Source organism: Clostridium sp. UBA5988 (genome assembly GCF_002435615.1).
Lineage (GTDB): Bacteria > Bacillota > Clostridia > Clostridiales > Clostridiaceae > Clostridium_J > Clostridium_J sulfidigenes.
Genome location: NZ_DJBA01000033.1, coordinates 21,843 through 39,233, shown reverse-complemented (window position 1 = coordinate 39,233; position 17,391 = coordinate 21,843). Strand labels below are relative to the sequence as shown.

Genomic DNA, 17,391 nt, shown 5'->3' with positions numbered 1-17,391 from the left:
TTATGAGTCCATAACATAATCGTATCATTTCTTTCATTCATTCTATCATATTTTTTATTTCTTCTGTTCTCCTTACAGCAAATTTAGTATATGCTAAAGCTTCTTCTAAACCTCCTTTACCAGCTACTACTGTAATTATTTGTATTTCACTTATTCTCCTTTAATAATTAACTTTAACAATTTGTCCACCTTCTAATTTATAAATACTGTCACATATTGAAAGAGCTGCCGGTCTATGAGTTATTATTATACATGTAGGTTTATAGGATAATTGACTTAAGTAAGAAACAATTTTACATTCTGTAGCCTCATCTAAAGATGACGTAACTTCATCCAATAAAAGTATAGGCCGTTTTCTTATCAATGCTCTAGCAATAGCTATTCTTTGTGCTTGTCCTTCAGAAATACCTATCCCATTCTCTCCAATCAAAGTATCAAATCCATTGTCTAACTTATCAATAAATTCTAGTGCACAACTCTGAATAGCCGCCTCTTTTAATTCATCAAAAGTTGCATCACTATTGCCATATCTTATATTTTCTTCTATAGTTCCTGAAAAAAGAGTGTTTCCTTGAGGAATATAGGAGATTAATTCTCTATAATTAGTCTTTATACTTTCATTCATATTTATATTTGTTGGTATACTTACAATTACTTCACCTTCACTACATTCTAACAGTGAAAGCATTAATTTAGCTAAAGTTGTCTTTCCAGACCCTGATGGTCCTACTAGCGCTATTATTTCTCCATGATTTATACTTAAATTAACCCCATCTAATATCTTAGCTTTATCATCATTGTAATTAAATGTTACATTTTTTAATTCTATAACTGAGTCTGAAGAAACTTCTTCTTTAACATGTACATTTTTATCTTCAATTGATATATTCTCAATCTCTCTAATCCTTTCTACAGCTGCTTTGCATTGTGCAAATTGTGGAATTATTTCTGCAATTGATGATATAGGGTACTGAACATTACTATAAAGCTGAAGTATTGCAGTGAGTGTACCATAAGTAGTTTTTCCACTACAAATATTAATTACTCCCCAACTAAATACTATAAAATAAATAAATGTTGAATAAAAGTTTATAGAAAGTCCTGACAAAGAACTTATTTTAACATTCTTTATATATAAACTTAATTTATTTTCTTGTATAATTTTAAGTTTACTAATACTTACCTTTTCTTTGCAAAATGACTTTACTACAAGTATATTTTTTAATGTTTCCTGAATAAATGAATTATACTTTACTTCTTCATTTTGAATTTCTTTATAAACTTCTTTTAACTTAATACTTATCTTGGAATTAATTATAAATAGTAATGGTGCAGAAATTAATGCAATAATACCTATTTGAAAAGACAACCTTATTAATACTAATAATGAAATAACAAATGTTATAATTAATGAAATTAAATTAGGGATAGTCTCTAAAATAATTGAAGATATAATATTTATATCTGATGTTATTCTTGTCAATAAATTCATACTATGATATTTCATTATACTTCCATATTTACTATAACAAATATGTTTAAACATTTTATTTTGTAATAAATTTTTAAATTTTAGGGAAGACTTCGCTGTAATGATTGAAATTAATGGAGTTAAAAACACTTTTATAAATGTAATAATTGAAAATATTATAAGGCATAACCACATATTTTCTCTATCCTTATTTATGGCGTAATCAATAAGCGATTTTGATAATAAAGCTGTATATATTCCAGTAATTGATACAAAACTATTAATTATGATTATTGTAATTTGATATGGAATTATAGGTATTGACTCCATTAATAACCACCTTATAGTACTAAATGATTCTTGTTTAACCTTTCTTTTCTCATTATTTTTTGAATAAATAATATCTTTTTTAGATATCCTTATATCATTCATAATTACTCCCCAGTCTTCTAATTATTATAAACTTACTATTTATCTAAATTAATCCCATATGTCTTAACCAGATAGGTTTGTCCCATTTGTAAGTTACTAATAAAGCTAATGCTATTCCTACATTTCCTTCTAAAAAGTTAACTTTATCTTCTTTAATTATATTATTATTGTATTTATCAATAATAATATCTTGAAATCCATATTTATTATTCGTATTAAAATAACTAACAATAGTATTAGAATATTTAAATATAGCATCTTTAAATATTTTATTTTTCGTATCTAAATACATTGTATAAATACATGCTAACAATCCAGCATATCCGTGGCATACTATAGGTGAACCTAAATTTAATTGCTTATAATTCATATTGCATATATTAATCATAACTTGAGTAGCTAAATCTTTTCCTTCATTATCCCCTAATTCATTAGCTGCTAGAAATATCGCTCTTGCAATACCAGGAGTTCCATAACACCAACTGGCTCCATTGCTAAACCTTCTATAATCATGATTAACATAATCTTTCAAATCTAATATTCCAGGCCAACAATATTTTTTATTTTCAATATACATAGTATTTTTTAATAAATCTAGTATCTTTTTCATGCATTGTCTTTGTCCTTGAACTTCAATTTCTTCCTTTAGGCAAATTGATAAAGTAGCCAATACACCAGATATTCCATGTGATAAACTAAAGTTCAAACTACCATTTGGAAAAAAATCTTTGTTAGGGTAATGTTGATTTTCTGATTTTATATAAAACATAGGTACATTATATCCATCTACATTTACTTCATCCATAAGCAAAATTAGCCATTCTATGATCTCAATAATAGTTTTTCTTATATGTTTATGTGATTTAAATTGTATTAAATATAAACATATTCCAGCCAATCCACTAATTAAATCGTAGTCTTCCAATAATATTTCTTTATTATTCTGTTTTAAACTTTTCAATTTTATTTTAGTTTGTTCTAGAATCAAATTATTTAATCCTTCTAAAAAAACATCATAGTATGTAGTTTTTTTAGCTAGTGCATATATACTAAAAGCTACATCGGAATTCCCTTCAAAGTTGCAAGGCGGTGTATAATATCCCATTTCATCAAGTATATTTTTTACTTTCTTCATGTTATTAAGAACTAGGCCATCCCAATCAATGTCTTCGTCTAATACATCTTTACTTTCTGCTAATAATAAACATATTGCAGAATAATTAAATAAGTTAATATACTTATCTTTAAAAGTCAAACTTGAGTTAGATTCTAACTCACCCATTAATTTGGTTATTATGAAATTAATTATATCTAATATTTTCTTATCATATTCATTTTTATTATATAATACAGATTTAATATAATTCATGATCTCACCTCCTGTTTCAAAATTTATCATTTATAATAAACACTAAAGTATTTACCAGTTTAGGTATTGACTATAATTTTTAAAAGCAACTCATTATTTTTAGGGCTCTAAAATATGTACATTTTCATGCATAGTATATTTATTTAATTTGAAATTTAATAATAATTTATATCCAAACTCTTATTCTTGCTTAAAAATATTATTATGTACCTTTTCACCTATAAATCTTATAATACGCTAATTTCAGTTCTTTTAAGTGTTATTTTAAATACTTTTGATTAAAAATCTTTACAAGTATACCTATAAACTTAATATCTATATATTACTTATTTTTTAATAACTTAAAATACTCAACTAACAGTATATATACTGTTAGAACAATACTAAATCTTAAACGCATTATTCTAATTTAATATTGAAAAGAGATTCATATATATGAATCTCTTTTTTAGTTTTTCTTTTAAAATTGCCCACATTTCACAAATATGCTATTTTTAGTTATAGATTGAGTTGTGGGTGAAGAACAACCACTATTAGTAGGACATGGACCAGTAGGCCAGCAAAATGAAGTTATAGATATACCGCTACCTGCACTTCCCCCACCGGAATCTTGAGTTGGAGTTAAAGCATTACTCCCAATTCCTTCATTCTTTTGTAAATCTAAACTGAAACTATTATTATTCATTTAATCACCTCCTTTCAATAAATAATTATGTAAACCTTTCTTTTGTGATACAGTCCAACAAAACAAAGTAAGGATACAGTTAAAATAATTAATATAATCAGAAATTTATTATTAATCTATTTATTATTAATATTCTGTATATTATTAAGATAATTACTTAGTTAATATATCCATATAATCTTTACCACCTATCAATACACTTAATATCTTAATACCCTTATGCATTAGCTTGTCCATAATCACCTTATTAACAATAGAATTAAATTAATATATTACTTTAATTTTATTAATACTACTACTTTATAAATAATACTCTATATTCTTAAACACAATTTCTTAACACACTTCATTAACTGTTAGTTATCTTCTATAAGTTGCATTATATATATAATTTCCATAAATGTAAATACAATTATTTGAAATTTTACAAATAAAATTTTGTAATACGATTATTTACAATTTTTTTTTTTTAATATATAATGTTGTTTAACTATTTATAATTCTCTATATTTCTTAAATATATTTAAATTAATCACTAATTTTCTGTAATTTTAACTATTCATATATAAATTTCATACATGAGATTCATTTATATATAAAATTCAATATAAATATAGAAAGAAGCTGAAAACATGAATTTAGAATTATTTAAAGCTGCAGACTTTTTTATGATGAGAACACCGTTATATCCAATAGACTTATATAAAAATTTATTCAGAATTAATGAATTAAATTATAATGAATTAAATAATCTTTTTAGTAATGAAATTATTATTGAAGCTATTAACGTATCTAGCTTGTCACTCTATGAATCAATGAAAAATTCAAACATATGCATTGACTATAAATGCAACAGTAAAATCGTAGATTCTTTTATCAAATATTTAATAAGGATGAGTACAAGAACTACTCCATATGGTCTTTTTTCAGGAATTAATGTGGGTTTTTTTGATGATTCCTCTGATATTAAATTAAGTCAACAAGAAAATTTTATTAAAAGTACTAGAATAGATATGGAATGGTGTTATAAAGTCATTAAAATGATAGAAAAAGATGAGTCAATAATGCAAGAATTAAAATTAACTAAAAATAATATAGTTTATGAAACAGGTTCCAGACTTAAAATACCATACATTAGCAATATGGGGGATTATGTCACAGACAAAAAAACAAGATCCCAAACTAGTTCTATTACGAATTCAAATATGGTGAAATATTCAATGAGTTTATGTGAAAATCCTATGAAGTTTATAGATTTATTCAATCATTTAAAAGACTTAAATAAAGATGTGGAAGATAGCACAATAAAAAATTTTATATATCAATTATTAGAAAATGAATATCTCATATCCGAACTAAGACCTCCTATAGTGAATACTAATCCCCTAAATTATATTCTTGATATTTTAAGTAAACTTAAATTTAACCCTAATATATATTTTAAACTTATAGAAATTAAGGCTCTTATTGAAAAATATAATAAAACAAGTGTTGGACAAGGGGAAGATATCTATAATGAATTAATAACTAAAATGAAGTTAATTATTGAAACTAAAGACTATGTTCAAGTTGATATGAAATCAGTTTCTAAAAATGATGTTAAGCTTAATAAAAAAATTAAGCAGTCAATAGAGGAATTTGTATCTTTATTCTACTTAATTAGTGAAGATTCTAGCAAAAAAAGTCTCATGGCTTATAAGCAGTCTTTTGAAGAGAAGTATGGAATATATAGAGAGGTTCCATTACTGGAGCTTATGGATTCTAATATAGGTCTAGGTTTTTATGACAAATATGCAAACATTGAAAATATACATGATTCCCGTTATTATATCTCCGTTGGAAAAAGGAAGTCTATAAATAAGTATTTGTATGATAAGATTATAGACGCCTTAAAGAAAAATATAAATGAAGTAAAAATTGAAGCTTTAGAACTTGAGACTATATTAGATAAGTATGAATTAAATAGATTTACACCTATTCCATCATCTATGGAAATATATGCAAACATAATTGCTAACTCTTGTTCAGACATTGATAACGGAGATTTTTTAATATGTTTAGGTCCCACAATAGGTTCTAATGGAGCTGGAAAAAGCTTTGGAAGATTTTCAGAGTTACTAGATGATAGTATTCATCATTTAAAAAAGTTAAATGAAATGGAATCAGACTTAAATGATAATGAAATACTAGTAACAATTAATGAAACTCCAATGTATGGGAGACATGGAAATGTAACTACTGTATCTTCAAATAGAAAATATGAAATTAATCTTTCTACCAATAATTCTAATGATATAAAATCAATAGCGTTATCAGATTTATATGTAGGTATAGATAATGATAGATTTTTTGTTAAATCTAAAACAATGAATAAAAAAATAAAATTCAAATCCGAAAGTATGATTAATCCGATATTCTGTAGTGACATCACCAAGTTCTTAATTGAAATATCAGATTGTTCTTCAAAACAATTATTTTCATTTTTATTAGATGATGATTTCTTAGAGCTTAATTATATACCTAGGATATCATACAAAAATATAGTATTGCTTCCAGAACAATGGAAACTTTCTCTAAATGCATTAAATCTTGATTATAAAAGTGTAGATAAACATAACTTTCATACTAAAATAAACGAATGGATTTCTAATAATAAGATCCCTCAATATATATTTATGAAAGAAAGTTCATATTCAGATAATCGATTATTATTAAATTTAGATGTCGTAGAACATCTAGATATATTATTTGAAGTATTAAAGAAGGATGCTAAAGAAATTATAGTTACTGAAACCTTAGAAATGGAAAATAATCTAATTGCACAAGGAAGTGATGGAAAATACTTTTCTGAATTTATAATTCCTTTAGTATTAAATAAAAATTCACAACCTAGCCATAAAACATTTTTAAACTATTCTACAAGTTCTAACTATATAAACAATAGAGCTAATACTCCGACATTTAGTCGTGATAGATGTTTTCTACCAGGTAGTGAATGGGTATATATTAAACTATACGGATTAGGAGATAGAACAAATGAATTTATAGGATTTGAATTATTACCTTTCTGTGAAACATTAAAAAGCAATAATGAGATCGAAAAATTCTTTTTCTTAAGATATAGTGACAAAGGTGGAAGCTTACGCCTTAGATTAAAATTAAATAAATCGCATAAAAAAAATGATTTATTAGATAAATTAAATATATGGTTTAACGAATTGATTAATAAACAAATAATATCTTCAATAGACTTTGATTCTTATTTTAGAGAAATAGAACGCTACGGAGGTAATCAACTAATAGATTATGCTGAAAATATATTTTGTGATGATAGCATATTTGTTTCTAATATTATAAAACTCATAAGAACTAATGCTTTAAATCTAGAATTAGAAGAAATTGCCGTTATAGGTATACTCAGTATATTAAATGAATTAGGTCTAGACTATTATACTCAGAAAGATATATTCATAACTTTATATGATAAAAATGAATATAGAGACTTGTTTAATCAAAAAAGAAACCTTTATTTACAAATATCAGATTTTAATATTACTTTACCATTTAGAGATGAATTTACTGATCGTTCTCTTATTATAAAATTACTAGAATTAAGAAAAAAAAGTTTAAATTCTTTTGCTGAAAAAATGAACTCTGTTGATAACTCTGGTAACTTAACTAATAGTAAATTGGATATAGTGCTAAGTATTATTCATATGTTTTGCAATAGATTAAATGGTAATCTTGAGTTTGAAAATAAAGTAATGTGTTTAACAAGGCATTGTCTACAATCATTACAATTTTGGAAAGATAAACAAAATAATTTAAAATAAACTATAAATAAAACATCTAATCTTATACTTTGTGTATAATTAGATGTTTTATACTTTATACTTGAATCTATGCAATTTATATATAAGTTCCTTAAATTAATTCAAGCCTGTATTACCGAAAATACATTTAACATAAATTATATTAATACATTCACTAATTGCGTATTTAATTTCCTTTTATTTTAAATAATTATTTATACATCTTTCATACTTATTACAAGCGTAAAATCCCTCCATTTTACCTAAGTAAAATTTAAGGTGTCCTTTTTATATAAATTAACCATAATTATTAATCATAATTGACATTTATAAGGTGGCATTAATACTTTCTTTCTACATATAAAATGTATCACAATTTAGTATATTAAAATAATTCTATATTTTCTTTTAATATATTCAAAGATATTTAAATAAAATTCAACTTATATTTGACATAAAATTATTATGATGATAACATTTATTAGTACTAATAAGATTTAAACTGTATTTAAATACATATTTATTAGCATTTTAATTTAAAATGGCTAATTTTTCTGCTTGATATATTATAATATTTTTTGTATCATATACAAGGTTAATACATAGGACAAATCCAATTGAAGTCTAGGTTAAACCCTTCACTTCAATTGTTAAATAAAATTAAATAAGAATATATAGGGGGACTTTATTATGAACAATCTTATCTATGTTTGTATAGTTGCTGGATTGCTTGCTTTAATCTCTGCCTTTTTACTACTATCAAAAATTAATAAAAGTAGTGAAGGTACAGATAAAATGAAAGAAATCGCTTCAGCTATAAGTGAAGGTGCTGCTGCTTTCTTAAAGGCAGAGTACAGAGTATTAATTATTTTCTGTGCAATTATTTTTGTATTAATTGGTGTAGGAATAGGTAGCTGGGTTACAGCTGTTTGCTTCTTAGTTGGAGCATTATTCTCAACTCTAGCAGGTTATGTTGGTATGCATACAGCTACTAAAGCTAATGTAAGAACTGCTGAAGGTGCTAGAACATCTGGTATGAGTAAAGCACTTTCAATTGCGTTCTCTGGTGGAGCTGTTATGGGTCTGTGTGTTGTAGGTCTTGGACTTCTAGGCGTAAGTGTAGTTTACTTTTTTACAAATAATATAGAAGTACTTACTGGATTTAGTTTAGGAGCTTCTACTCTAGCTCTTTTTGGACGTGTTGGTGGAGGAATATATACTAAGGCTGCTGACGTTGGAGCTGACCTTGTTGGTAAGGTTGAAGCTGGTATACCTGAAGATGACCCACGTAACCCAGCAGTAATTGCTGATAACGTTGGTGATAATGTTGGTGATGTTGCTGGTATGGGTGCAGACTTATTTGAATCATATGTTGGTTCTATCATATCTGCTATTACTCTAGGCGTAGTTGCTTTTGGATTAGATGGAGCTATTTTCCCACTTATAATATCTGCAACTGGAATTTTCTGTTCTATAATAGGTATTGTGCTTGTAAATAAAAGTAAAAGCCAAAATCCACATAAAGCTTTAAATAGCGGAACTTACTTAGCTAGTATATTAGTTGTTATATCTTCTGCTATACTTAGTAAAAAATTCTTTGGAGATTTCTTACCATTCTTCGCAATAATTTCTGGAATTATAGTTGGTTTATTAATTGGTAAGTTAACAGAAGTATACACTTCAAGTGATTATAAATCAGTAAAGAAAATTGCTGAACAATCTGAAACTGGTTCTGCAACAACAATAATATCTGGACTTGCTGTTGGAATGGAATCTACAGCTTTTCCTATAATATTAATTGCTATTGCTATACTAGTTGCTTATTCATTCTCTGGATTATACGGTATTGCTCTTGCAGCCGTTGGAATGCTTTCAACTACTGGTATTACTGTTGCAGTTGATGCTTACGGTCCAATTGCTGACAATGCTGGTGGTATTGCAGAAATGGCAGGACTTGATTCATCAGTTCGTAAGATTACAGATAAATTAGACTCTGTAGGTAACACTACAGCTGCTATGGGTAAAGGATTTGCTATTGGTTCTGCAGCTCTTACTGCATTAGCATTATTTGCTTCTTACTCTCAAGCTGTTGGATTAACTACTATAGACTGTCTAAATCCTAAAGTAATTGTTGGTTTATTAATTGGAGGTATGCTTCCATTCTTATTCTCAGCATTTACAATGCAATCAGTTGGTAAAACTGCTAACAAAATGATTGTTGAAGTTCGTAATCAATTTAAAAACATTCCTGGTATCTTAGAAGGTACAGGAAAACCTGATTACAAAAGATGTGTTGAAATTTCAACAGCTGCAGCATTAAAAGAAATGATGCTTCCTGGAGTTATGGCTGTAGCTATGCCACTAGTAATTGGTATATTACTTGGTACAGAAGCTTTAGGTGGACTTCTAGTAGGAGCTCTTGTTTCTGGAGTTATGCTTGCTATCTTCATGTCTAACTCTGGTGGTGCATGGGATAACGCTAAGAAATATATTGAAGAAGGTACTCACGGTGGTAAAGGTAGCGATGCTCATAAAGCTGCTGTTGTTGGAGATACTGTTGGAGATCCATTCAAGGATACATCAGGTCCATCAATCAACATATTAATAAAACTTATGACAATTGTTTCTTTAGTTTTTGCTTCACTATTTGTTTCAATAGGTGGACTTTTATAGAAATCTAATTATAAGTTAAAATATTAAACCTCTTATTCTAGAATTGTAATTCTAAAATAAGAGGTTTCCTTTTATATAGTATTTATCTCACATGTAATTACTATGTAATCTTTTAGTAAATCAATTAATCACCTTAATTTTTAATCTAAAAATTCTCCATCATATTCTTCTAAGAAAGAATGTTTTTGTCCATCCTTTTGCCAACCTAAAATTGCATCCATATTTACATTTTCAGCAGCCTTAAATATAGACTTATCCACATCTTTAAAATTCTTTTTCATTTCTTTTATCATATCCTTTATTTCATGTCTCTTGTTACCAATCTTCTTTGCTGCTACCATGCATGCACAGTTAAGAGGCCATATACCACTGCTTTGTATGAAGTTTTCTATGTAGCTTTCCTCAACATAATAAAGAGGACGTATAAGCTCTAATCCTTTAAAGTTAGTTGCTTTAAGTTTGGGAAGCATAGTTTTAAAGGTTCCTCCATAAAGCACATTAAGCATTGTAGTTTCAATAACATCATTAAAGTGATGTCCTAATGCTAGCTTATTGCATCCAAGTCTTTCAGCTTCAGAATATAATGCACCCCTTCTCATCCTTGCGCACATATAGCAAGGATAATCCTTTGCTATCTCATCTATAATGTCAAATATTTTTGAATCAAAGGTATGTATTGGTATATTTAAATAATTACAATTATCCAATAAAAGCTCTTTAATCTGTGGATGATATCCTGGATCCATAGCAATAAATTCTAATTCGAAATTTACTTGACCGTGACGTTTTAACTCTTGGAATAATTTAGCCATTATTATACTATCCTTACCTCCAGATATTCCAACAGCTATCTTATCTCCTTCTTCTACTAGGTTGTATTCTCTAATAGCCTTAATAAACTTAGACCATACTGATTTTCTATATTTTTTAATTAAACTTCTTTCTATTTCTTCTAATGGCTTTCTTTCATTAAAAGGGACTAGTATTTCACAACCTTCTCCTGCTACACCACTCATTTATTTCACCTCGTATATTTTTTAATATATGGACTTTATATATTTCTAATATTAAGTTTACATCTTTACACTATAAACTTACTTTGATATTATAGCACCTTTATAAATTTTTGTCATACCACCACTTATTCTTACCTCCATAGATCAATTAAAAATTATAGTGATAAGGTATACTAACTGTAACTACTTTAAGAACTATAGAATACTATAAATAGATAAACATTTTCTGGAGATGTAAGTTTTTTTATGGATAATGTAAGTTCATTTAAAGATGCCTATCTAAGTGAAGAGTATGTGACTCTATTCGTTTTGTCTACAAAAGATCTTGTTAATATTCTAAAAGATGTAGCTTATGCTTATGCTTACAAGATATCTGATACAATATACTATGTTTCTGTTCTAACTCAAGAGTATCATAATTTAGTTGGTGAATTCAGAGAAATATTTAGAGTAGATGTTAGCTATCCCTACACTTTGTCATCTATAGAACCAATACAGTCTTCTTCTATAGCTCCCTTCCATGGAGACACCTTCTTGAATCTTAAAGGTAAAAATACCATAGCTGCAATTATAGACACAGGTATAGACTATTTAAACCCTCAATTTCAAAATGATGATGGAACCACAAGAATTATCGGTATATGGGATCAAACCATTGAAAGTAATAAAACAACTGATATTCCTACAGCATTTTTCGGTACTTTTTACACTAGGGAAGAAATTAATAACGCTATTGAAGTTTTTAATAAGGGTGAAAATCCTTATGATATAGTTCCTTCAAGAGATGTTATAGGACACGGTACAAATATGGCAGGTTTGGTTGGGGCTAAGGGCTTAGATGGAGTAACCGGTAGTGCTCCTGAATGTGATTTCCTTGTTATAAAACTTAAAGAAGCTAAAACCAGTAATCTTAAATTAATTGGTGTCAATGATAGAAAAAACATACCTATCTACGAAGGTCTTGATATACTTCTTGCAATGTTATTTGTTATGAATTATAAAGATTCTAATTCCTTAATACCAATAAGTATTTTATTATCTACAGGAACTAATTGGGGTGGCCATGAAGGGTTAACCTCTATTGAGCAAGATATTGATTATTTTTCTTCTAGGAAAGGTCTTATTTTTGTAACTAGTTGTGGAAATCAAGGGGCTAATGCTACCCATTCTGAGGGAAGGTTTCTTAAAAGCAATTCCCAGAATATTGTAGAATTTATTGTAGGTCCAAAGGAAAGCAATCTATCTGTCATGCTTTGGATTCAAAGACCAGATAAAATATCTATATCTGTAGTTTCTCCTGGCGGTGAAGTTTCACAACCTATACAACCTAAATTAGAAGCTACAGAATTTGAAGAGATTATTTCTGTAGTTGAAGACAGCACAATTAGCATTCTATTTTCAAGTTCAGAATTTACAACTGGAAATCAAGTTGTATATATAGCAATTAAAAATCCTAAAGAAGGCCTTTGGCAATTAAGACTTAAAGGCGATTTTATAATTAATGGTAAATATGATGTATGGCTTCCCCAAAGACCTTTAATAGAACCAACTACTAGAATTATAAGCTCTACACCTTATAATACAATAGAGATTCCTGGCAATGCTAAAAAAGCTATAACTACTGCCTTTTATAATCAAAATAACAATACAGTAGTTGTAGATTCCGGTCGAGGTTATACTGCCGATAATAGAATTAAACCAAACTTAGCTACAGGAGGTATCATGGTATTAACTACTGGTTTAAATAATGAAAATGCTGTAGTTTCTGGCAGTTCCGCGGCTGGAGCAGTGTTATGTGGTGCTACTCTGCTTATGCTTGAGTGGGGTATTATACTAGGAAATGATCCCAATATGTATGGTCCTACTATTATTTCTTATTTAACTAGGGGAACTAGTAGAAGAGCTGGAGACATATATCCAAATCCTGAATGGGGTTATGGCATGCTAAATCTTCAAGGTTCCTTTGAAAATCTTAGAACAACCTCACTTTTTAGAAATTACAATAAGTGTAATATTAAAACAAAAAGCCATCTACCTTCTATATTTTCTATAAATATGCCTAAAGAATTATATAGAAGAATAGATGATACCATGGATATGGAGGAATAATTTATGAATCTGTCAGATTTAAGAGAAATAACTAAGCAAATAGATGATCCATCCCAATATAATAGCTATATTGTTTATTATACTGGTGATATAATTACTCCTATTAGCACCATTTCCCAAGCTACAGTTATATTTTTAAGCCCATATATTGCAGTTATATTTGTAAAAATTGGCTATGAAAACTTAATTACTTCTATTCCTAATATCAATATAATTGAGCCAGATAATTACTTCATGCTTTCTCAAATATCGCCTTTACAGACTTCTAATATAGTTCCATTTTCTGAAGGTATCCCCATGGATTTAACTGGTACAGGCGTCATTGTTGGTACCATTGATACAGGCATAGACTATTTAAATAGAGAATTTATTAGAGAAGATGGGTCCTCTAGGATATTATCTATTTGGGATCAAACAAATAATGACGGCCCTAGTCCATCTAATATCAATTATGGTACTGTATATTCGCAAGAACAAATCAATGCAGCTATTTCACTTAAAGCTGAAGGTGGTGATCCATATTCCATAGTTCCTGAAATTGATACTGATGGTCATGGTACTCAATGTGCAGGTATAATTGGTGCTAGAGGTTATGGTGAAGTTAAAGGTGCTGCTCCTAACTGTGATTTTATATCTATAAAATTAAGGCCTTGGAGAAAAATAGGCGATGCTATGAATTCTTCCCAAGATGGTACTCCTGTTTATCGTAATTGTGATATAGCTACAGCTATACTTTATCTTATACAACAGCATTATATCTATGAACTTCCTATGGTAATATTTATACCCATTAGTGGTAACCTAGGCTCTCATGATGGTACTAATGTTATTGAAGAACTTATAGACTACTATTCTTTTAGTAATAAGGTATCCTTTGCTTTAGGCACTGGTAACCAAGGTAATTCCGGAACCCATGCCTCTGGTTATATAAATAACACGGGAGAAACTGCCTCTATTGAATTTTCCGTAGCACCAAATCAAGGAGAATTTCACTTAGGTATATGGTGTTCCTATCCCGATAAAATTTCTTTAGGCATAACTTCCCCTAGTGGTCAAGTAATTTCAAGGATTGCTGTAAAACTTGGAAAAAAAGCAGTGCTTAATTTTTTGTATGAAAAAAATACTGCTACTCTAACTTACTACTTCCCTGAAACCATATCTGGTAACGAATTAATTTACTTGGAATTTCCTGATATTGCTCCTGGCATATGGACTTTAAACTTATATGGAGATTATATAGTTAATGGCTTATATAATATTTGGATTTATCCAAAGCCTATATCTAAATCGGGAACTGAACTCTTAAATCCTGACAACTTCACGACTCTTACAATTCCATCTACTAGCAACTTAGCTATTACTACTGGATTTTATAATCAAAATACTAATGCTATAGCTTTAAATTCTGGAGTTGGATTTACAGAAAATAATAAAATTAAACCTGACCTAGTTTGTGGTGGTGTAAATGTATTAACTACCTCCCTAAATAATACTACTACAACTGTATCCGGCTCTAGCATCGCTACTGCAGTATTGGCTGGAGCAATATCCTTAATTTATCAATGGGGGGTAACAAATGGTAATTTCAATATGTTATCCTCTGAAAATATAAAATCATTACTAATTAGAGGTACAAAAAAGAGACCTAGTGAAGCATATCCTAATGAATTTTGGGGCTATGGAATTCTTGATATCCGTGGAACCTTTGATGCTATTAGAGGTATCTATTCTCACACAGATTTGTTAGCAACACCTATAACTTCAGGAAATATTAGCTTCTCTAGATATTGCAATGATAATATTGAAACATATCTCCCTTATGATTTATTTAGAAGACTAAACCTTACCAAGGAGTTTTTGCTTTAAATGTAACTACTTTATATCCTTTAGAATAATATAGATATATAAGTAAGTTTTAGGAGATGTAAGTTTATTGATGAATAATTTAAATACATCTAGACAAATTGATTCATGTAAAGAAGCCTATCTTAGTGAAGATTATATAAGCCTATTTGTTCAATATGATAGGGATCTTGTTAGCATCCTTAATGATATAGATTATGCCTGTGCCTTTAAAGTTTCTGAAATAGATTATATTGTAGTGGTTCGTGCTGGTAATTACATGGACTTTATTACCAAGTATTCAGGAATAACAGATAATCTAATTATAGATGTTAGCTTTCCATATACTCTTACAGCTATCCAACCAGTAGATGCTGCTAACATAACACAATTTCATGGAGAAACTTTTTTAAACCTTACAGGAGAAGGCACAATAGCTGCAATTATTGATACTGGTATAGATTACTTGAATCCACAATTTCAATATCCAGATGGAACTACAAGAATTGCGGCAATATGGGATCAAACTATTGAAAGTAATACAAATACTAATGATGATATAGCCTTTTTTGGTACAATTTATAGTCGTGATGATATAAATAGGGCTATCCAAGCTTCTGCTGAAGGTGGTAATCCCTATGATATAGTCCCTTCAAGAGATGAAATAGGCCATGGTACAAATATGGCTGGTTTAGTCGGTGCAAGAGGACTAGATGGTATAATCGGAAGCGCTCCTGAATGTGAATTTATAATTGTAAAGCTTAAGGAAGCAAAAAACAGTAATCTTAAATTAATTGGAATTAACAATAGAAGAAGCACTCCAATTTTTGAAGGTATTGATATTTATTTAGGTGTAAGATTTGTAATAAATTATAATGATAGAAATTTATTACAACCAATGAGTGTTTTATTATCTACTGGAACAAATTGGGGTGGACACGAAGGTTTATCTTCCATAGAACAAGATATTGATTTCTTTTCATCGCGAAGAGGGCTTGTATTCGTTACTAATACTGGTAACCAAGGGGCTAGTCTAACCCATGGCTATGGTAGATTTTTAAAGACCAACTCCTTAGAAATTATAGAAATTATTGTAGGGCTAAATGAAGATAACTTAGTTCTTATGCTATGGCTTCAAAGACCTGATAAAATATCTATATCTATAGTTTCTCCTAATGGTGAAATTGCGGAACCTGTTCAACCTCAGCTAGTAGCCTATAAGTTTGAGCAAGTCACTCTTATCCTTGAAAAAAGTGTAATTAGTATCGCCTTTACCAGTGCCGAATTTTCCACTGGCAATGAGGCTGTATATATAACTATACAAAATCCTAAAGCTGGACTTTGGCAACTGAGACTCAAAGGAGAGTATATAGTTAATGGTCAATATAATATGTGGCTACCCCAAAGACCTCTTATACAGTTGACCACTAGAGTAATTAATCCTAATCCATACACAACTTTACAAGCTCCTGCCAATGCTAGAAAAGCCATAACCACATCTTTCTACGATCAAAATAACAATACTATAGCTGTAGAATCTGGTAGAGGCTTTACTGCTGATAATAGAATTAAACCTAACTTAACTACTGGTGGTGTTACGGCATTAACTACAGGGCTAAATAATGAAACCAATATAATTTCTGGTGGTTCTGTAGCTGGAGCTGTACTTTGTGGTGCTGCACTTCTTATCCTAGAATGGGGCATAGTCCTTGGTAATGATCACAATATATATGGTCCTTCTATTATTTCCTATTTAACTCGTGGAACTAGTAAAAGATCTGGTGATATATATCCAAACCCTCAATGGGGCTATGGTATGCTAAATCTTCTAGGCTCCTTTGAAAATCTTAGATCATCTAGTCTACCTAGAAATTATAATGACCATATCTCTTCCTATGAAAATTATTTACCACTTAATTCATCTATAAAAATGCCTATAGAATTATATAGAAGAATAGATGATATATATAAGGAGGATTAGT

At 28.8% G+C, this 17,391-nt stretch carries 9 protein-coding genes; 5 read left to right on the top strand and 4 right to left on the bottom strand.

Annotation, left to right across the window (positions count from 1 at the left end; translation table 11 throughout):
- Positions 1-160 precede the first annotated feature (160 nt).
- The 3 genes from B3J31_RS09085 to B3J31_RS09075 all read right to left on the bottom strand — a co-directional run bounded on the left by B3J31_RS09085 (position 161) and on the right by B3J31_RS09075 (position 3,957).
- Entirely contained in the window at positions 161-1,903 is a 1,743-nt protein-coding gene (locus B3J31_RS09085) for an ABC transporter ATP-binding protein (protein ID WP_346873916.1), read from the bottom strand.
- A 43-nt stretch (positions 1,904-1,946) separates the two neighbouring features.
- Positions 1,947-3,272, bottom strand: coding sequence for a lanthionine synthetase C family protein (locus B3J31_RS09080; RefSeq protein ID WP_346873915.1), 1,326 nt, complete (start codon positions 3,270-3,272; stop codon positions 1,947-1,949).
- 460 nt (positions 3,273-3,732) lie between these two features.
- The gene (locus tag B3J31_RS09075) at positions 3,733-3,957 is read right to left on the bottom strand and encodes a hypothetical protein (protein ID WP_147522026.1); all 225 of its coding nucleotides are present in this window, start codon (positions 3,955-3,957) and stop codon (positions 3,733-3,735) included.
- Positions 3,958-4,589: 632 nt separating this feature from the next.
- Between B3J31_RS09075 and B3J31_RS09070 the strand changes: the two genes are divergently transcribed.
- Positions 4,590-7,790 (top strand): lantibiotic dehydratase, encoded by a 3,201-nt coding sequence (locus B3J31_RS09070; protein ID WP_346873914.1) that lies wholly within the window; start codon positions 4,590-4,592, stop codon positions 7,788-7,790.
- A 669-nt stretch (positions 7,791-8,459) separates the two neighbouring features.
- Positions 8,460-10,442, top strand: coding sequence for a sodium-translocating pyrophosphatase (locus B3J31_RS09065; protein WP_150845422.1), 1,983 nt, complete (start codon positions 8,460-8,462; stop codon positions 10,440-10,442).
- Between the two features lie 140 nt (positions 10,443-10,582).
- Here the strand turns inward: B3J31_RS09065 and B3J31_RS09060 are convergent, their stop codons facing one another.
- Positions 10,583-11,458: a tRNA 2-thiocytidine biosynthesis TtcA family protein gene (locus B3J31_RS09060; RefSeq protein WP_035134780.1), complete on the bottom strand. Its 876-nt coding sequence runs from the start codon at positions 11,456-11,458 to the stop codon at positions 10,583-10,585.
- A gap of 246 nt (positions 11,459-11,704) precedes the next feature.
- Between B3J31_RS09060 and B3J31_RS09055 the strand changes: the two genes are divergently transcribed.
- The 3 genes from B3J31_RS09055 to B3J31_RS09045 all read left to right on the top strand — a co-directional run bounded on the left by B3J31_RS09055 (position 11,705) and on the right by B3J31_RS09045 (position 17,390).
- Positions 11,705-13,567 carry a S8 family serine peptidase gene (locus B3J31_RS09055; protein WP_150845421.1) on the top strand — a complete coding sequence of 621 codons (1,863 nt, stop codon included), beginning with the start codon at positions 11,705-11,707 and terminating at the stop codon, positions 13,565-13,567.
- 3 nt (positions 13,568-13,570) lie between these two features.
- Positions 13,571-15,433 carry a S8 family serine peptidase gene (locus tag B3J31_RS09050; RefSeq protein ID WP_150845420.1) on the top strand — a complete coding sequence of 621 codons (1,863 nt, stop codon included), beginning with the start codon at positions 13,571-13,573 and terminating at the stop codon, positions 15,431-15,433.
- Positions 15,434-15,503: 70 nt separating this feature from the next.
- The gene (locus B3J31_RS09045) at positions 15,504-17,390 is read left to right on the top strand and encodes a S8 family serine peptidase (RefSeq protein WP_150845419.1); all 1,887 of its coding nucleotides are present in this window, start codon (positions 15,504-15,506) and stop codon (positions 17,388-17,390) included.
- The last annotated feature ends 1 nt before the right edge of the window (position 17,391 follow it).